This window comes from Candidatus Poribacteria bacterium, from assembly GCA_009839745.1.
Lineage (GTDB): Bacteria > Poribacteria > WGA-4E > WGA-4E > WGA-3G > WGA-3G.
The window spans coordinates 26,639-46,170 of sequence record VXPE01000052.1 but is presented as its reverse complement, the minus strand read 5'-3'; the positions used below and the strand labels follow the sequence as shown (position 1 = coordinate 46,170).

The 19,532-nt window shown below is 48.8% G+C and carries 13 protein-coding genes; 9 read left to right on the top strand and 4 right to left on the bottom strand.

Annotated features, from left to right (window positions below; translation table 11 throughout):
• The first annotated feature begins 152 nt into the window (after positions 1-152).
• The 8 genes from glnT (at position 153) to F4X88_08775 (ending at position 8,892) form a co-directional block, all read left to right on the top strand.
• Positions 153-1,487 carry a type III glutamate--ammonia ligase gene (gene glnT, locus F4X88_08810; protein ID MYA56381.1) on the top strand — a complete coding sequence of 445 codons (1,335 nt, stop codon included), beginning with the start codon at positions 153-155 and terminating at the stop codon, positions 1,485-1,487.
• Positions 1,488-1,678: 191 nt separating this feature from the next.
• Complete coding sequence (locus F4X88_08805; GenBank protein ID MYA56380.1) at positions 1,679-2,452, top strand: LamG domain-containing protein; 774 nt, start codon at positions 1,679-1,681, stop codon at positions 2,450-2,452.
• 149 nt (positions 2,453-2,601) lie between these two features.
• The gene (locus tag F4X88_08800; GenBank protein MYA56379.1) at positions 2,602-3,399 is read left to right on the top strand and encodes a LamG domain-containing protein; all 798 of its coding nucleotides are present in this window, start codon (positions 2,602-2,604) and stop codon (positions 3,397-3,399) included.
• Between the two features lie 141 nt (positions 3,400-3,540).
• Complete coding sequence (locus F4X88_08795; protein MYA56378.1) at positions 3,541-4,557, top strand: NAD(P)-dependent oxidoreductase; 1,017 nt, start codon at positions 3,541-3,543, stop codon at positions 4,555-4,557.
• 38 nt (positions 4,558-4,595) lie between these two features.
• A complete protein-coding gene (locus tag F4X88_08790; protein ID MYA56377.1) occupies positions 4,596-5,567 on the top strand; it encodes a hypothetical protein in 972 nt (323 codons plus the stop codon).
• A gap of 153 nt (positions 5,568-5,720) precedes the next feature.
• Positions 5,721-6,374 carry a hypothetical protein gene (locus F4X88_08785; GenBank protein MYA56376.1) on the top strand — a complete coding sequence of 218 codons (654 nt, stop codon included), beginning with the start codon at positions 5,721-5,723 and terminating at the stop codon, positions 6,372-6,374.
• Positions 6,375-6,450: 76 nt separating this feature from the next.
• On the top strand, positions 6,451-7,125 hold the full coding sequence (locus tag F4X88_08780) for a hypothetical protein (protein ID MYA56375.1): 675 nt from the start codon (positions 6,451-6,453) through the stop codon (positions 7,123-7,125).
• 540 nt (positions 7,126-7,665) lie between these two features.
• A complete protein-coding gene (locus F4X88_08775) occupies positions 7,666-8,892 on the top strand; it encodes a quinolinate synthase NadA (protein ID MYA56374.1) in 1,227 nt (408 codons plus the stop codon).
• Between the two features lie 83 nt (positions 8,893-8,975).
• Here the strand turns inward: F4X88_08775 and F4X88_08770 are convergent, their stop codons facing one another.
• The 4 genes from F4X88_08770 to F4X88_08755 form a co-directional block, all read right to left on the bottom strand.
• On the bottom strand, positions 8,976-9,962 hold the full coding sequence (locus F4X88_08770) for a UPF0164 family protein (protein MYA56373.1): 987 nt from the start codon (positions 9,960-9,962) through the stop codon (positions 8,976-8,978).
• Positions 9,963-10,030: 68 nt separating this feature from the next.
• Entirely contained in the window at positions 10,031-17,194 is a 7,164-nt protein-coding gene (locus tag F4X88_08765) for a hypothetical protein (protein MYA56372.1), read from the bottom strand.
• Positions 17,195-17,533: 339 nt separating this feature from the next.
• Positions 17,534-18,541: a Gfo/Idh/MocA family oxidoreductase gene (locus F4X88_08760; GenBank protein ID MYA56371.1), complete on the bottom strand. Its 1,008-nt coding sequence runs from the start codon at positions 18,539-18,541 to the stop codon at positions 17,534-17,536.
• Between the two features lie 48 nt (positions 18,542-18,589).
• A complete protein-coding gene (locus F4X88_08755) occupies positions 18,590-18,862 on the bottom strand; it encodes an Ldh family oxidoreductase (GenBank protein ID MYA56370.1) in 273 nt (90 codons plus the stop codon).
• Between the two features lie 203 nt (positions 18,863-19,065).
• Here F4X88_08755 and F4X88_08750 point away from each other — a divergent pair, with 203 nt between their 5' ends.
• A complete protein-coding gene (locus tag F4X88_08750; protein MYA56369.1) occupies positions 19,066-19,464 on the top strand; it encodes a hypothetical protein in 399 nt (132 codons plus the stop codon).
• The last annotated feature ends 68 nt before the right edge of the window (positions 19,465-19,532 follow it).

The following is a 19,532-nucleotide window of genomic DNA, read 5'->3' as shown; positions in this document are numbered from 1 at the left end:
AATTTTCAGGACTTCAGTTATAATACTATCATGTTTCCGCACTTTATGAATAACATTTTTTCATAATAAAGTATATTAATTTTGCACCTTAATAAATCGGCTTTTCAGGAATCATTATTCTTTCGAGGTGCGAACTATTGGAGAACAATTTCATGAATCGAGATGCAGTCAAACGTTTCGTTGAAGAGAACGGCATTGAGTTTTTTCTTTGCTCCTTCGTAGAGATGAGCGGTGCCCCGAAGGCAAAGGTTATCCCATCCACACACCTTGAAGATATGGCAGAAGAAGGTGCGGGTTTCGGGGGTTTCGCTGCAGGTGAGATCGGACAATATCCGCACGACCCAGAGATGGCAAGTATCCCCGACTTTAACTCGCTGACAATTGTGCCGTGGCGGAAAAACATAGCGTGGGTCGCAGGAGATATGTTCGTTGAAGGCGAAGCCTGGCACTACTGTCCGAGAACTATCCTGCGACGGCAATTGGAAAAAGCGCGTGAAAAAGGTTACGTCTTCAACGTCGGCATAGAGGCAGAATTCATGCTGTTGAAACAGGATGAGACGGGTTCCTATGCCCCATGGGACAAATTGGATACCTTGGATAAGCCGTGCTACGATCTCAGAGCACTTCATCGCAATCTTGATACGATGACCACCTTGATCAAATATATGCAAGAATTGGGATGGGACCCCTACGCCAACGACCATGAAGATGGAACGTGTCAGTTCGAGGCAAATTGGACCTATTCGGACGCACTTACGACAGCGGATCGACATACCTTCTTCAAATGGATGGTCAAAACGCTCGCAGAGGAACGTGGGCTACTGGCTACGTTTATGCCGAAACCCTTCACCAATTTGACGGGAAACGGTGCCCATTTCCACATGAGCCTTTGGGACGAGGGAAATCAAACGAATCTGTTCCTGAATGAAGCGGATAGAAACGGTTTATCTCAACTCGCTTACTGGTTTACGGGGGGTATTCTCAAACATGCGAAAGCAGTGACAGCGGTCACAAATCCACTGGTGAACAGTTACAAACGTTTAGTTCGCAGACCCCCGCGTTCCGGCTCATCGTGGGCACCGGTATATGTCACCTACGGGGCAAACAATCGGACCCAGATGATTCGGATTCCTGCACCGGGACGGATTGAGAACCGATTAGGCGATGGCGCGGCGAATCCTTACCTCGCGGCGACGGTTCTGCTTGCCGCTGGACTGGACGGTATCGAAAATAAGATTGATCCGGGGGTACAGAACGAAGACAACCTTTATGAAGTGCCGGAGGCGGAATTGCAACAGCGAGGTATCGGTTCGCTACCCGCGACACTCGGCGACGCGGCAGCTGCGCTCGACACAGATGACGTCATCAAGAATGCACTCGGCATGGAATACGCTGACTATTACATCCAGGTTAAACGCAAGGAATGGCGGAACTACCATCTGAGCGTTAGCCAATGGGAGATTGATAACTACTTGGAGATCTATTAAAGGTGTGTAAAGATTTTACACAGATAGCAATCGAAAACACGTGCCGAACCTGAGGCACACCACCAAATTTTGTGTGTTGAGACAAAAACGAAAATCTGTTAGAATGGAACCTAAGCGGAAAAGGACACTCGTTCATTTTTTGCTTTTTGTATAACGTTAAGCTACTTTCACTTTTCAGCGAAGGAGATGCAATGAAAATCTTTTCAGTAATCACGCTCTGTTTGCTCGTATGTACGGCATTTTCGCACGCAGACTTAACGGAGGGACTTGTTCTATACATGCCTCTCGACGAAGGCTCTGGAACCGCAACGCAGGATTTCTCTGCAAACGGTTTTGAAGGCGAATTAAAGGGCAACGCGAAATGGATTGAAGGACAACACGGCAACGCCCTGCAATTTGCGGCGGCGGCGGATCATGTTCTCATTGAAGACGATACCGCTTTTCATCTTGAAGGTGCCATCACGCAAGCCGCATGGGTACAACTTGACAGGTTGCCGGGCGCACACGCCATCATCTTCGGCACTCGACAGAGTGCTGCGACACGGCACATCGGTTTCGGGTTCGGTATGAATCCAGCAAACGGTATCAAAGTCTGGACCAACGGTGCAGCCGGTGGATTCAAAGACATCAATGATAACGAAACAGAACTGGAAACAGGTAAATGGTATCACCTTGCCTATACCCACACAGACGATAGCAACGGCTTAGTGGAGATTTATGTAGATGGCGAGGTAACGCATTCGGAGGAATCCGGAAATCCTGTTGCTCCTGCCGAAAACACGAGTGCGGTGACGATCGGCACTTGGGGGGGTGAAGCGTGGACTGGGAGTGTTGACGAGGTTATGCTTTGGAACCGTGCCCTCTCGGCAGACGAGATTCAAGCGATCATGAATCAAGGTCCAACCCCAGTAGAACCACAAGGTAAACTCGCCACGACCTGGGCGAACATCAAGTCGAATAGATAATCTATCAGGACTTACGCACTTCCCCGGTAGGTGCGGTTTCCTAACCGCTACTTTTGCGTAAGTTCTGTCCATAAACGAATCACCCAATTTTGTGCTAAGTTTCCGAAGGGTTGATGCTTAAGCACCAGCCCTTCTGCTGATATACTGACATGGAGGTCATCATGAAAACGTTGTTATTTTGCTTGGTTTCCTGTGGCGCGATCCTCGCGCTTTCTATGAACGTTGAAGCAATTCGGAATGACTCAGACTTAATAATCTACTACTCCTTCGATGAAGACAATGACAAAGAGGTTGCGGACGACAGCGGTAACGGGTTTGATGCTGAAGTCGACGGAGCGGATTGGAGCAAGGAGGGCAAACTCGGCGGCGCGATGGAATTTGACGGCGGGAGTGCTATCAAAAGCCCACCAGAGGTTCCAGGGCTCACTGATACCGAGTTAACAGCAATGACCGTGGAGCATTGGGTAATGATTACTGCGGCGACCGGCGACACACAGCAAGTCTGGGAAGCATTGAACGCCGCGGGGGCGTGGCCCGCCGAAACCTTCATTGAAGGAACTGCGGACATGGTGTTCTATATCTATGACACTAAAAACACGGAACATCGCACACCCATTCCGGTCCTACCGACGAAAAAATGGGTACATATCGCTGGCACGTATGACGGGAAAGTCCAGAAGTCTTATCTCAACGGTAAAGTGGTCGGCGAAGAAGCGTGGAGTGGAAAAATCTCTATCTTCGCAGCACCGACAGGTGCCATCGTCCTCGGTAAGGACAATGAAGCAGATATTCAATACCTGAACGGGTTTATCGATGAGTTCGCCTTCTATACGCGCGCTTTGAGTGAGGACGAGATTAACGCCGACATGAACGACGGTGTTTTATTTGCCGTTGATCCCAGAGAGAAACTCAGCACCACATGGGCAAATATCAAGGCTGAGTATTAACCAGAATCGTCAGTCGTCAGTTTTGTAGGGCTGGGTTACCCAGCCCTTACAACAGTGACCTTCCATGAAGTGTTACCGTTAACTGAAAACTATCTCATTGCCACGTTTTTAACCGATCAGGTCTACAGGATCCCTCCCTTGATTAAAACAGAAATCCAGTTAGAATCATATCTGTCGGAACCGACAGACGAAGTGATAGCGTCCATGGCTGCGCTGGAGGGAGACATTCTTATCCTCGGTGTTGGTGGAAAGATGGGACCGACGCTTGCCAAACAAGCGAAACGCGCCATTGATCTTGCGGGGATAACCAAAAAAGTCATCGGTGTGTCCCGTTTTTCGACCCCGGGTGTGCGAGAAGGTTTGCAGGAAGCCGGTATTGAAACGATTGCCGCGGATCTACTGTCGGAAGAATGTCTGAAAAATCTCCCTAACATTCAAAATGTGATCCTGATGGCAGGTAGGAAGTTCGGTTCCATAGATAATGAGAGTTTAACGTGGGCACTGAATAGCTACATGCCCGGACGCGTGGCAGATACGTATAAAGATTCACGATTCGTTATTTTCTCAACAGGGAACGTCTACCCACTGACCCCAGTCTCCCATGGGGGGGCAACAGAATGTTTGCCACCTGTCCCAATCGGTGAATACGCGCAATCGTGTCTGAGTCGTGAGCGGATCTGTACCTACTTTTCATCGCAATTCGGAACGCAGATGGCGATTTTGCGATTAAATTACGCCATTGATCTCCGCTACGGGATACTGCTGGATATCGCTGAAAAAGTTTACACAGAACAACCGATTTCACTTGAGATGGGCAACGTGAACGTAATATGGCAAAGAGATGCGAACGCTGTGGTATTGCGGGTTTTCGCACACTGCCAAAGCCCACCGTTAATCCTCAATCTCACGGGACCAGAGACTGTGTCTGTCCGATACCTTGCTTCACGTTTCGGCGCGCTTTTCAATAAATCACCACATCTCGAGGGCAGTGAAGCAGAAACGGCACTCTTAAGTAATGCATCTCGGTGTCATCGATTGTTTGGATACCCACGTGTTTCTTTGGAACAGATGATCGAGTGGGTGGCAGAATGGGTTCGGATAGGCGGTCCAACACTCCGAAAACCGACGCATTTCGAGGTGCGTGACGGAAAATTCTGATATTTTGTACTGAGGCGTAAAAACAATATAGACAAAAAATGAGAATTCTGTTAGCATATCAGAGCAGTATTTTTGTGACGTTCGCACTTTTAATCAGTAGTGCTTTGTGCCAACCACTCCCACCGATGACTATTGCTTTTGCTTCGGACGTGAGCGGTGATTGGGAAATCTATCTGACAGATACGACCGGAAACCAACGCCCGGTAAATCTTACACAGAATCCCGCCGCGGATTACTATCCGACGTGGGCACCCGATGGCGTTCATATCGCTTTCTTCTCCCGGCGCGATGGGAACCATGAAATTTATATGATGCGGGCTGATGGAACGCATCAGCAACGCTTAACACACCACCCAGCAACAGATAAGGCTCCTGCTTGGGCACCCGATGGTAAGCGACTCGCTTTTACGTCAAATCGAGATGGGCATTTCAACATTTACCTGCTCCACCTCAATAACGGCGAGGTAGCCCCCCTCACCGATAACCCATTTGAAGATGAAGCCCCTGCGTGGGCACCCGATGGAAATACCTTAGTTTTCCACTCAAAACGGGAATTTAACTGGGATATCTACGTGATTGATGTAGGCAGTCGGGTGGAACGGCGATTGACAGATCAACCGCTAATGGATACCTATCCCGCCTGGTCACCCGATGGCACACGGATTGTATATGCGTCTATGCACCAAGAGGTAGAACTCGCCGATTTCGATTTATACCTTATGGACGCAATTGATGGTGGGAATAAGCAAGCACTTACGGACACACCAACAGATGAAGCCGTTCCGGCATGGGCACCTGATGGTGATAGCATCGCTTTTCAATTTGAAAAAGACGGCAGATGGGTTATCCACCTGATGCACGCTGATGGAACCCAACGACGTGAATTGATTAACAACGGGGCATGGGCGGCACAACCGAAATGGTTCAGCGGAAACTTAGATGTCCTGCCTATAGAACCCTCAACATTACAGATTCAGCAATGGGGCAAAATTCGACTTTTAATTTATTAACGCCTGGGCACCGTTCCATTATATTTCACGGTGGTTTTCGGTTAAGTTGGAAACCTCTGAACCCCTGGAACAGGTTGGAACTCAGGCAGATGCAAACCGAGATTTTTTATAGGCTTCTATAGAAATACTCAGGTTGAAAGGAACAGATATTTTATGCGTTTCACAACGTTAGTATTAGGTATGCTTTTCATGTTTGGTTTACTGCTAACAAGCGGTACGAGTTACGGCTATGAGCGGGCGATCGAGGCAGAGATGGCAGATGCGATCGAAGCACCAATGGTCGTTGCCGACGATGCAGACGCTTCCGGCGGACAGTTCATCTGGATGGAGGGTGAACCCGTTGCTGGTGGCGGCGGCGAAGGTTGGGCGGAATACACACTACATATCCCGGCACCCGGCACTTACGCACTCTGGGGCAAAGTCATCGCATGGGATGGCAATAGCGATTCCTTCTGGGTGACATGGCAACCCGCCGACCCAAACGAAGATGCACAAGCAACTCAAAATACTGAGTTCCGCTGGGGTGTTGCTCAAGGCAACGATTGGCACTGGGATCGTATCAACCACTGGTTAGACGGTGGCACCTTTGAACGGGAATGGGAAATAGACGCAGCCGGGGACACCACGCTGCGTATCGCCGTTCGGGAAGATGCAACAATGCTGGACGTGATCTATATCACTGACAACCTCTCAGAAGACGAAGCAGAAGTGAATCCGCGGGATCCGATTCCTGAAGATTCCCTAACGCCTGTCGAGCCACAAGACAAACTGACTACAACCTGGGGCAAACTCAAAGCGGGTTTTTAATTTTACCTTGCGGATAAGAACTCGGTAACGGGCGGGGTTTCCCCGCCCTTACGAAAAGGAGGCTATACATTAAAAAATGAAATACGGAATAATTTTTCCACTGTTTATACTGACAGCGTTTTTGTGCGGTATTGTAGGACTTAGGGCTGAGGTAGAGATTGCCCTGGAAGCAGAACTGGCGCAAGAGATTGTAGAACCGATGATTATTGATGAGGAGAAAGACGCCTCTGACGGGAAATTCATCTGGATGGCAGGTGAACCCGTTGCTGGCGGTGGTGGTGCAGGTCATGCAGATTTTATTGTCAATATCCCGGAACCTGGAAAATATGCCCTCTGGGGTCACGTCATTGCATGGGATGGCAACAGTGATTCGTTCTGGGTAACATGGGAACCCGCCGACCCAAAGGAAAATGCGCAAGCAACCCAGAATACACAGTTCCGTTGGGGGGTTGGTCAAGGTGCCGCTTGGCATTGGGATCGCATCAACCACTGGTTAGATGGCGGAACATTCGATCGTGAATGGAAGTTTAACAAAGCCGGCGAAACGCTCCTACGTATCGCAGTGCGGGAAGACGCGACGATGTTGGATGCAATTTTCGTGACGACTAACGTGAAGGCAACGGTTGCCGACCAAGCCAACGTTCGACTTCCAACCGATAAGGATAGGAAGATACAAATTGAGGGACTCGCTGTGGACGCGAAAGGTAAAGCCGCAACCACGTGGGGTGGTCTGAAACAGGCATATCAATAAGAAACGGATTTTTAAGTTTACCTTGCGGTTCGGTCAGGGCAGTTTGATGGATGAAGGACTTCTCCGTAGAACCGCCCTCCATTACATTACGGGCTACAGGTTTGAACTTACCCAAGATATTGGTGCAAGGTCCAGTTTTGAGAAACAAGTTGTTGCGAAATAGATAGCACTGCTCCCCGTGAGAGTCGATACGCCATCGATCAAACCCACGTTCAAACTGGATAACACGATCAGGCGGGCCGAGGTGAAGCTGCAACTTCTCCGCTGCCCGCTCGTCGCGTGTTACAAGCGTGTAAGTCACATACGCCAAACCCGAAAGAATCCCACCTAACGCTATTTTTCCTCTTAATTTGACTGAAACACTCTCCGCATTTGGCGTTAATCCACAAATTAGGCAGACAATAAGGACAAAAGCGCAGATTTTTTTTCGTTTTAGAGAGAAAATATGGCATAAATTTAACATTTGTGTGTCCTTTTGAATATATTGGACTTGACAAAAAAAAAAATTGGCGGTATTCTAATTGAACTGAATAATTTTTAATGTTTCCTTGCGGTATGGTAAGTCGAATGTCAAGCACGGTTCAAATTCACGTCGTTTCTCCGCAAGGTATAATTAAAAACTTGGAGCGTATAAAAAAAATGACTGTCATGCATTCTAAGGGAGAGATTCCCGACACAGCAGATGCACCGAATTGTACGACAGAACTGAGTCTTGAAGATGTCAAACAGGAACTATATAACCGGCACCATCCGAGTTTAACGTTTCTCGACATAGAAGCCCATGCGAAGACGATTCACAAGATACGAACACTGAAAGAGAAACACAACGTTGTGATGCTCGGTCACAACTACATGGAACCATTGGTTTTTGGACTGTCTGAGAGAGAGGAACAGGGCGATTCGCTCGGTCTGAGCATGTACGCCGCAAAAACAGAAGCCCCCTATCTCATATTTAACGGCGTCCCCTTCATGGCAGAAACAGCGAAAATTTTAAATCCGAGTAAAACGGTGCTGGTCGCAGACAAAACAGCAGGATGCTCGCTCGCCGATAATTTCGGTGCCGAAGATGTCAAGGAGTTGAAAGCGCTTTATCCCGACGCCCCGGTGATGATTTACGTCAATAGCTACGCCGACGCGAAAGCAGAATCGGATATCTGCTGCACGTCAGCGAATGCAGCACACATCGCGAAAACGATGCCAGGCGATACAGTGATTTTTGTGCCCGATATCTTCTTTGCACAGAATTTGGAGGAAGAACTGAAAGGCGAGAAAAATGTCGTCTATCCCGGCAAAGACAACACAGCGCGCGGCGCAGTCTGTGAAGTTCATGAAAGATTCACACTTGATGACCTTCTGGGAATCCGAGAATCGTTTGAAATCCCGAAAGGGCATCCTCGCCGTAAACTCTACGCGCACTGGGAATGCCGCCCAAACGTTTTACAGGAAGCAGATTTTTACGGGAGTACCAGTCAGATTATGAAGGATATCGCGGAACGTGTTGCAGCAAACCAACTTGAGCGCGCGTTTGTTGCCTCGGAGTGTGAACTCACCTCAAATCTGGCACAAGAGTTTCCAGAAGTCCAGTTCTGGACAGCTTGCTCGGTCCGATGCACACACATGGCACAGGTGAGCTTGGGTAAAATAGCGAACATTCTGGAAGCGATCGATCAGAATGCGGACCTCGGTGAATACGAAATTACACTGAGTCCGGAGATTATCAATAAAGCCCGGACCCCGATTGAGCGAATGCTTGAAGCAAGTGTGTAGTGGTTCTCGGTTCTCGGTTAAGAGGTGTGCGTTTAACAAAAACCTCCTTTAACTGATAATCGACAACCGATAATTAGCAACTATTAAAATCGCGTGATGACAGAGACGCGATGCGCATTGCCGACATACGCGTCGGGTACGAAAGCGTAGTCGAACTGGAAGTCCATGTTCGCTAATGCATCTTCACCGCTGCGTCGTACACCGATACCGAGTGCCAACCCATCGCTGGGATTCTCATTCATCCCGATTCGGTATCCGATACGCGCAGCAATGCTCTCGTAAAACCATCGCTCTGCCCCGATGTGAAAACTTGGATTTGCATCAATGAGGGGAAGGTTTGCGTCTGCCACGAATGCCCACACCTCCTGTGAAGGCATTACCTCCCCAGTTTCGGTTTCCGCGGGTTGTTTCCAAGTCCTATAAGCCATCCCTGCCCGGAGTGCCATCGGCAGATTTTCCCCGCCATCTAAGACGCCAGCATTTTGGACAGCAACCCCGATTCCGAGGTGATTGTCAAGCAAACGCAAGATTACACCGACATCTGCTGCAACACCATAGGCATTCTGAATGTCGAGTTGTTGCGAAATCATCTTTGCAGTGCCACCAACCGACAGTGCAGTGCCAAGTGGGTAGGCAAGCGACAACCCCGTCGCGAAACCTCCGACCGTTACAGTACTATCCGGGTCTTCCGTTGGGCCTTGTCGGCGTTCAATTTCAGTGAAACTTCCGAGAAAACTTGCTCCCCAGACGAGCCGGTCTATCCGCTGGGCGTATCCGATGGTTTGATTGTTAATGTCCGCAAATGAGAAGTGCTGCATTGCGGTGAGTTCCTGATCGTGGACAGCGGTTAATCCTGCCGGATTCCAAAAGATAGTGCTAACGTCATTCGCAAGTCCAGCGAAGGCACCCCCCATTCCAACAGGCCGACTTCCACCTTCAATTTTTAAGAAAGCGGCACCGGCTGTTCCTGCTCCATCGTGGATATTAACTGCGTGCGCATTTGGGGCGACCGCGGTTACTATGAGAAGCAGTATTGCGATTTTTTGAAAAGGTGAGCAGTTTATTTTCATTTTTTAACTATGGTCTCCCAGTAGAGTGTCCATTCTTTTGTGGGTGTCAGTTATCAGTTACCAGACAACTATTCCACGACCAGTACTTTGCCGACAACGTTCGCGCGATTTCCAGCTGAATTGACAGCTTCCAACCTGAAGATATAGAGTCCCCGTGCGACAGAGGTGCCCGCTTGATTCTCCAAATTCCATTTCACCAACTGATCATTGCGCTGCCCTGATACAACATCGGGATACGTTTGTGAGAGTATCATATCCCCACTCCAATCGTAGATACTCAGTGTGAGTTCAATTGTATCTCCACGTGGCACATTGACATCAAAGGAGAAGAAAGCAACATCCCGTTTTGAAAGTCGGAGTGGGTTTGGCCATCCAAAGGTCGTCCCTCGGAAAGTGAGAGACACAGACATAGTATATTCGCCGATGTCGTAAACCTCGTAGTTCCCCGCATTGTCAGTAACCCGGACATCCAAGTCGTATTCACCGGAACGTGTTGGCAAGAAGTCAATGGACCAGACGCTCCACGGTTCCTGTTCCGCATCACTATCATCAACAACGGGAACAGGATCTATAGGTTGTTTGTCGGGTCCAATGCCAACAATCTCAACGAGCCACACGCCAGACGCTGGGACTGTCATTTCGTCTTGACCGATCCGCTGCGTGCCACTTGGGTCGGTGGCTGTGCCTTCTAATGGTAAGGCTTTATCGGTGAGCTCGGTTTCCCCGCCATCGCTCGTTAGCGTGGCAGTTGGCACGGTAGTTTCATACAGAAATTCGGTGGTAAGCGAGTCCGTTGGCGCGAATCCGAGGAGTTCGGAGTCATTTCCGATACTTATAACCGTGACTTTGTAAACGCCTTGGACCGTAAGTCCGTCGGATTTGAAAATGAGGGTGTCTACGCCGTTCTGCTGCGTGCTACCAGAAATCTCCGATCCATCCGGACTTCTCACCACAATCTTCGATTGTGCCAAGTTGACCCCTAATCCAGTGTCAAAGATATTCGCCTGGATGACAACGCCGCCGGTTGTGGAAACCGCAGTCGGGTAATTTTCCGCATTGATGTCAACAAGGAGGGGTGCCTCATTGATAAGTAATGTGCCCGGGTCAATCATCGGTGGACTGGTATCGTAGATGAAGACCTTTTCATAAGGTTTATCGTCGTTCCCTGCCCGGTCTTTAGGGGTAAGGGTGATCCGATATTCACCATCTGCGGACCCGTTGTCTGCAAGTGGCACAGTCAACCGGAAAGTGAGGTTGCTTTGCCCATCGTCAGAGATCCGTCCCGAAATTTTGGTTGGATTTGGTGAGAGGCGTTCAAAAGTTAACCATTTCTCATCAAGATTGTCCCAATCAATTCCAGACGTTTCATCTGTAAGATTGACGTGAATCTCTGTCAGAGAGTTATTAACTTCAGGTTGTGCGACAACAAGGTTAATCACTTCATCAGATTCAATTTCAGGTGCCTGTGTGTCGTAGGTAAAGATTAATCGCTGCAGTTGACCTGCTCGTCCAGAAGCACTAATAGGGGTGAACTCAATAGTATAAACCCCATCTTCGGAACCGTCGGTAGCGAGCGGACGAACAAGGTTATAGATTAACTGATCATTTGTGCGCTCCAGTTGCCCTGCGACGACCTGAGTGGTGGGATTTAGTAAACGCAGTGTTGACAGGTGCCGTCCTATATCGTGGGTGTCTCCCGCTTCGAGTGTTACTTCTATCCGCTCCAGCGCCTCATTCATAAACGCTTCATCCGCGGGTGCTGTAGTTGGTTCCGTTGAAACGATAGTCGGTAAGCGTCTTGACAGGATAAAATTCTGCCGAAAATCGGTAGCACCTCCATTGCCTGCGCGATCAACGGCTTGCACACGGATAACATATCGACCATCTTCAATAAGCTGACGGGTAGTGAGCGTTAACTCCGTTTCGCCATCACTGACAAGTTCACCTGATATTTCAGTGCCATTTGGATTAATCAATGTCACCGTAGTCTCCGTCCAGTCAATACCACTACCGCCCTCATCATTGAGCTTCACTTGTATTTGCGTAACATCCTCCGTAAGTAGGGCACCATCGGATGGCACTGTACTCACTAATGTTGGGGCTTGGGTATCATAGACAATCAAGTGCTCAATCGTGTAAAAATTTCCCGCCTTGTCTGCCAACTCAACAAGGACAGTGTATTCCCCATCCATACTGCCATCAAGCGGTAACGGTTGGTCCAACGTGAGGAAGAGTTGGTTTTCAGTATCGTTCGTGAGTTGTGCCGGGACCAAACTACCCTCTGCATCGCGGAGACTGACCATCTGATCGGACAGTTCGAGATCCGCGGGACCGACATCTGCGACAGTGAAGTTGAATTGCGTTAAACTCTCGCTCATATAGGAAACAGGCTGGCTCAAATTCATTTCCATTGGAGCAGCGGCTATAATCTCGGGTTCCTGCGTATCATAGATAAACTCACGATATACCGCGCTTCCCTGCCGTCCCGCTTTATCAACAGGCGTAACATATACACTATACCTTCCATCCGTAGTCCCATCCGATGTAAGGGTTATCGGTTGCCAAACGATCAAGTCTTCTCCATTGGAACCCATCGCACCGGGAACGACTGTTTCAGCAGCATCCACGACAGTAATAGTCGACCCCTCACTCCCAAGGGATAATCCTGTCTCCGTTGGGTCAAGGAGAAAGGCTCCGATGCGTATATTGTTTGCGTTGACATAAACGACATCGCTGCTCGTCTCTGCCACAGTCTCCCCAATAACAACAGAACTGACCTGCGGTAAGGGTATATCCAATATGAACCTATACGCAACGGCACCTGCTGCGACATTCCCCGCTACATCTTGTGGGGTGACAGATAAAACATACGATCCGATCTGTTCCAAATCCAAGAAACTAACCGTAACCTCAGAGACACCATCATTTTCCAATGTGAGTGGGAATTCAAACTCAATCGGTAGTCCAGAATCAGGATCCGTCGCGCCAGATGGATCTGGACCCATCAACGTAATTTGCGTATTGGCAAAATTAATTTGTGTCGCCTCTTCAAATTGAAGGGTAATACTGTTTACGGGTTCCAGGATCTCAGCAATCCGATTCGGGACAAGCTCCATCGGCGGGTCTGTATTTACGACAACAGAACCGACACTCGGCAACGGCATATCCAAAATGAATTTATATTCAACGGCACCCGCTGCGGCATTCCCAGCGGCATCTTGCGGGGTAACGGATAAGGTATACGTTCCGACCTGTTCCACATCTAAGAAACTGAGAGACACCTGAGAGACACCGTCATCTTCCAACGTCAGCGGAATCGAGGAGGGCGCAGCGTCATCGGGTGTATCGGAGGCTCCAGGTCCCGTCAAGGTAATCTGTGTATTGGCAAAATTAATGCGTGTTGCCTCCTCAAATTGAAGGGTGATCCTGTTTATAGGCTCCACGATCTTGGCAATACGATTCGGGACAAGCCCTACCTGTGGGTCGGCATCTATCACGACTGACGCTATTTGCGGGGGCGTGGAATCATAAATGATGGTGTATTCCGCATCCGAACGATTCCCCGCTTTGTCGACAAGCGATATTTTTGCTGTATATTCACCATCCACACTTCCGTCTCGAGGGAACGACGCAGGAAGTGCCAAAAAGATTTGATTCGTTAGTTCGTCCCGCGTCACAGCGACAGGAATATTCACTCCAGCTGCATTCATTACTTCAAGGGTTTGCTCTTCTAAATACAAGCCCGCTGGACCTACGTCTTCAATCGTAAACGAAAACTGAAATTGTCTTAAAGCATTCCCGATATACGTAACAGGTTGTTGGTTAAATATTAAAGGTGTAGGCACAGTGATGCGAGGCTCTTCCGTGTCATAAACGAACTTACGATAGATGACCCCGCCTTGGTTGCCTGCCCGATCTCGCGGCGTAATTGAGAGCTCGTATTCACCGTCCTGGGTCAAGGCATCGGAACTGATCGTCAAAACAGTTTGCCCATCATTAACCGTGGTAACAGGAATACTGGCTTCACTGGATCCTACCAGCGATATAAGGGTTCCTTCAAAATCAACATCATTAGAGGTCTCATCAAACACAACGGTTACCTCAATGATGGACTCCGCACTATATACGGTGCGATCCTCAATAAGCGGGGTTTGGGATCCGGTTGCTACTTGGACGGTTTCAACAGTGGGAAATAGCGTATCTAAAACGAACGAGAATTCCTGTGTGAAGCGGCGTCCGATAAAGTCGACAAACGTCGCCGTTATGGTATATTCACCGTCCTCACTTCCGTCACGGGGGACAGAGACTTCGGTGTTCCACGTTAGCAAATTGCTGGCTTCATCGGGTTCGAGATCCTTTTCTGGAACAAGAACGCCTTGCGGACTCCTGACGGTCACGGTTGACGCATCAAAATCTATACCCGCGCCAACATAATCTACCAGTTCTACAACAACTGTTGGCAAACTGTTAAGGGTTGTCGTTTCAGGCATCACCAATCGGATTTCGGGTTCATGCCCCTGGCTGACGAGATAAAACTCCCGCACAACAGGGATACCTGTATTGCCTGCCCGGTCAGTAGGTGCTACTTTAATCGCGTAGGTGCCATCGTCTGAGCCGTCTAACGCAATCGGTTCCGCGAGCGTTAGCATGACAGTATCCGTGCCGTTGCTTGTGATATTCACAGGCACCTCCGCATCACCGTGAGTGAGTTGGAAGGTACTCTGGAGGAAATCAATGCCACTCGTTAGCTCGCTGAGTTTCACCTCAACCTGTGATAACTCCGAGACGATTTCATTCGCTGCTGGTACTGTAGAAACGAGTGCGGGAATTTGGGTGTCTAAAACGATCGGAAATTCTTGTGTGAAGCGGCGTCCGGTAAAATCTACAAACGTCGCGGTTACAATGTACTCACCATCTGCGCTACCATCACGGGCGACGCGTGCGGCCGGCGTCCAGGTCAAGGTCCATATCGAGGAATCGGGGTTGTAAACCTCTTCTACGGTGCGTTCGGAGTCTACCTGTGGCACGAGAGTCCCTTGAGGGTTTTTGAGGGTCACCGTTGACGCATCGACATTGATGCCCACACCGATATAATCAACCAGTTCCACGGGAATCGTCGGTAAACGGTTGACTCTTGTGGCTTCAGGCATTGTCAATCGGATTTTGGGTTCATGCCCCTGGCTGACGAAGTAGAACCCCCGTATAACAGGGAGCGTATTGAAGTCTACAAGGTTGTCGTTAGGCTTGTTGGCCGCACGGTCGCGAGGCTTGTTGCCTGCTTGGTCGACGGGAATAACTTCAATTGTGTAGGGCCCGTCATCCGAACCATCTAATGCAAACGGTTTCATGAGTGTCAGTGTGAACGTATCTGTGCCGTTACTTGTAACATTCACAGGCACCTGCACTGACAGCGTTGCGTGTTGCTCAAGTGCATCCTTAAGAACATCTTCCACTGTCCCTTTCCACAGTCGAAATTCGCTTTCAATGAAATTAATACCACTGGTTTTTTCATTGAGTTTCACCTGAACCTGTGATAACTCTGAAACGGTCTCATTGGAGGCTGGCACTGTAGAAACGAGTGTGGGAACTTGCGTATCATAGATAAGTTGGTAATCGTAAGTCTTCGTATTGCCAGCAATATCTGTTGCCTGAATATTGAGTGTATAGCGGCCATCCTGGCTTCCATCCCGGCGGACAATGGGTTCATCGAGGATGTAAGTTAATGTGTTCTCCTCGCTATCAGTGACGACTCGTCCTTTAAGGGCATTAATACCCTCCCCAGATTTTTTCGGTGTCCCAAACACAAGCTGCGTCGATTGCCGCCCGCCGGTAAGATGCACCCCTACTCCAGAATCATCGTTAAAGGTAGCGACAAATCCATTGATTGGGAGATTATAATAAACCGTATCGCCAAACGTATAGTTAGTGAAGTCAAACGACTCCTCATCACTTGGTATGGGGCTTAACGAAATAAGGCTCGGCGCGCGATTATCATAAACAAATGACACGCTCTGGGAAGTTGGGTTGCCCGCTTTATCAACTGCTTCAACCGTAACGGTATATCGACCATCATCGGAACTGTCCATGCCTAATAAGGGGGACAGCAGCTCCAACCGGATTCTACCACTATCAGAATCCACCGTCTGGTTTCCGGGTATAACATCATCAGGACCACCAGGTCCAGTGAGTTTTATTTCGGATGCTAAAGGATTTATACCGTCCGGAAGGTTATCCGTGAGCGTGGCTTCAACGAAACTGATCCGTTGGTTAACACTCCCACCGGGCACAATTGTCCTTCTGTTCGTAGAGACTCTTGCTATACGGGGAGCGACGTTATCAAAGGTGAATTCCCTTATGTTTTGGACCACATTCCCGGCTTCATCCAGTAAGATGAGAATAAGGGTGTATTTTCCATTTTCATTAGGTTCGTCTAAGGGATCTACCAAAGTAAAGATGAGGGTTTCGTTGGCATCGTCGTAATTGAGGGTTCCGCGTGATACAGCCTGTCGGGCATTTCTCAGGAAAATAGTGTTTCGCCTGTTACTCAGATCAATCGGGGCCCCATCATCTATCCCCGTTACCTTAATCAATCGGAGTGGTCCCTTGAGAAAACTGCCATCGGTAATCGGTATATCGTCAACACCGTCGCTTGCAAGGACATCGGAAACACGCGGTGCACTGGAATCTAAAGTCACCGTTGCTCTCTGATCATTTGCTGTATCATCATCAACAATAACACGAATCGTATAGTCCCCGTCCGCAAGCTGCCTGTTGTTAACGGTTCCGTCCCAAAAAAGTTCCACAGTCTCGTTTGCCGATACGACTCCTTCAGCAATGACCCCAAGGATGTTGATTCTTGGATTTTCACCTGAACCAATAGTGACGACCTGAACGACATACGGATCTCCATCGGAATCCTCATCAACGGTAAAAATAATACGCACCCTATCTGTGCCGCCTCTAAAACTGTCATCCCCACCTGCATCAACTGTCAGACCGGTCAATTCTGCCCAACCGGTGGTGGCTATCGTTAGGAGTGCGAAACAGACAAAACTGAGAAAAAAGAGAAAATTCGCTTTTTTAATGGATTGCTTCTGGGGTGCCTTCTTTGCGGGCTGGATTACCCACCCTCTACGATTCGTTTCAGGCATGTTTTTGGTTAATTCGGTACTGGGATTGGAGACCGGTTGGCTCTTACAAGCTGCGGCATATATATATTTATTTTTTGACACTCGTTTCTCCCTGCTTGTCGCGAGTCCGAAGGTAACTAAAGGAGAATAGAAGTCAGCAATCAGCAGTCAGCATACCTCACAGTGAGCGTTACAAGCGGCTTCCTGCATGCGGCTATCCTCTTTTAGACTGATAACTGATAACTATTAAGGATTGATTTCTTCCGATTTTTTTGATTTCATGTTCTTGGGGAATAGACGTGTAATAAGAATCCCCTTATTTTGATTAGACGCAGAAACTTCAATTAGGTTGATAAAATTATAGAGACGCCAGCGGAACGAAACGCCGTTACAATGCGCGGTTAACTGTCAATCGCGCATTGTAACTTGTAGGCAGCGTGTCTAACCGACATCACCAGTGGCGACCATCGTCAGCAACGCAGAATCGTCCACTGTCAGAGGTAAATCAACTCTTGCCCGCTGTCGGCTCGACTGATACGTTGCGAAAATGAGTTCAGTCGCCTGAAGTGCCTTCCGACCACTGAGTTCCGGCTCACGTCCGGTCTTTACACCGTGAACAAGGTCGAGGACAGAGAGTGTTGTTGCGTCGCGTTCAGCGGCTAAGCCACTTAAATCAGGCTCTTCCCATCCGTCTCCACCCTCGCGGAGCATCCGTAAGGGTGCCCCACGCCCACCAACATCAATGATGCCTTTCGTACCGATGAGACGATTGGAGAAACCACTTAAAGATGCATCCCCCGTCGCGAGCAGCCCTTCAACGCCGTTCTTCCAGCGAATCCACGAGACCCCACTCGTTTCAACCTGAACACCGAAGACAGTCTTTTCTTCCGCTACATCTATTTGACCGATAACCCAATCAACAGGTTCGTCATTATTGTAGAAAAAGAACATATCGAACCAGTGCGTCCCCCAGTCAAGTAAATTTGGGCATGCGGCTTCGAGTCGACGCAATTCACCGATTGCCCCTTCGTTTGCCAAGCGTTTGGCTTTGATGAACTGTGCACCGAAACGGCGTTGATGACAGAACGTTATCACTACGTTGTTATCAACACAGGCTTGATAAAGCGCCTTAGCATCCCCCCAAGTGGGTGCCATCGGTTTCTCACAATGAATGGCTTTAATCCCGCTATTGGCGGCGGCGATTACCATGTCCTTATGGAGTTCAATCCAAGTGCAGACACTGACGAAATCCAGGGATTCTGTATCCAGCATCTCCTGATAACTCTCGTAGGTGTTAGGAACCTTAAACTCTTCAGCGAAGGCGTTTCGGGCATCTTCAACCGGATCAGAACAGGCAACGATGTCCACATCGAGGGATGCCTGATACCCGCGTGCATGTGAGCGGCCACGTCCGCCACAACCAATAACTCCTGCTTTAAAAGTTGTCATATGAATCTCCGTTTCATTGCGATCACAAGATCGCTCCTACCGATGTGTTCACGTTAATTGATTTACGAGTGTGTCCTCTAAATGAATACCCTTAGCGAGATGTACTTCCCTCTGACGATAGGCGCGTTCACCTGGAATCAGGATTTCCGCAACCCCTGCTTCTCGTCGATTCTCTTTGACGCGCGCAATGAGGGTATCGACTTCCGTCTTGAACTGTGTCAATGGAACAAAACTGGTTGGGTCTATCGCAACAATGAGTAAGCCGTAGTTTTTACCGGGAGGCGGGATTGTCGCAGCGTTGACCAAGACACCCGTAAGGATTTGGGTAAAGTTTCCGTGAGCTGCCGCGCATCAGTGATCGAAATATGCACGTTATCGCTCTATCCTTATAAATTGCTTATTGACTTCTATTTTTGGGTTTGCTATACTTTAGCGCAAATCTGGTTCAAATTCAAGTCACTTTTTAACCCGTACTGTAGGCGTGGTTCTTTCAATCATGCAAAACACCCAAGGAGGGACTACAGATGGCGAATGAAAAACACGACCTGGTTGAATATCCCATCCAGGAGAACGTCCGGTTAGAATCATACTGGCGTGACGATGCTGGTGGACGCGGTCCCGCGGCTTCGTTATTTGTTTATGACGACGAGATCATGCGTTTCGACTGTTTCGGTGGTGATAATGGGCATTGCCATTTTAATCTGCGGCAGACCCGCGGTAGACGGTGGATGTACCCAGACGGCACTTTCCAAGACCACATTCAGCAGAGCCTGTTCGATCTCCGCACAAATTTGAATTTCTGTCTCCAAACCCACCAAGATGAAAGGGTTCAAGAAATACAGATAGCGCAGGAAACCTTAGAACAGGCAATCCCGCAAATGGAAGCACACCTGTTAGGGCTCGCGGACAAATTGCAGCAGTAGTTATCAGTTGAAAGACGCACGCAGCAACCCGACAACGGAGGCTTGCGGAACTTATGTTAAAACCGCGG

Excerpts from the sequence above, each read along its gene's own strand:
- F4X88_08770 (MYA56373.1), bottom strand. The coding sequence starts at position 9,962 with ATGAAAATAAACTGCTCACCTTTTCAAAAAATCGCAATACTGCTTCTC.
- F4X88_08790 (MYA56377.1), top strand. The coding sequence starts at position 4,596 with ATGAGAATTCTGTTAGCATATCAGAGCAGTATTTTTGTGACGTTCGCA.
- F4X88_08805 (MYA56380.1), top strand. The coding sequence starts at position 1,679 with ATGAAAATCTTTTCAGTAATCACGCTCTGTTTGCTCGTATGTACGGCA.
- F4X88_08785 (MYA56376.1), top strand. The coding sequence starts at position 5,721 with ATGCGTTTCACAACGTTAGTATTAGGTATGCTTTTCATGTTTGGTTTA.
- F4X88_08775 (MYA56374.1), top strand. The coding sequence starts at position 7,666 with ATGTTTCCTTGCGGTATGGTAAGTCGAATGTCAAGCACGGTTCAAATT.
- F4X88_08800 (MYA56379.1), top strand. The coding sequence starts at position 2,602 with ATGGAGGTCATCATGAAAACGTTGTTATTTTGCTTGGTTTCCTGTGGC.
- F4X88_08750 (MYA56369.1), top strand. The coding sequence starts at position 19,066 with ATGGCGAATGAAAAACACGACCTGGTTGAATATCCCATCCAGGAGAAC.
- F4X88_08780 (MYA56375.1), top strand. The coding sequence starts at position 6,451 with ATGAAATACGGAATAATTTTTCCACTGTTTATACTGACAGCGTTTTTG.
- glnT (MYA56381.1), top strand. The coding sequence starts at position 153 with ATGAATCGAGATGCAGTCAAACGTTTCGTTGAAGAGAACGGCATTGAG.
- F4X88_08760 (MYA56371.1), bottom strand. The coding sequence starts at position 18,541 with ATGACAACTTTTAAAGCAGGAGTTATTGGTTGTGGCGGACGTGGCCGC.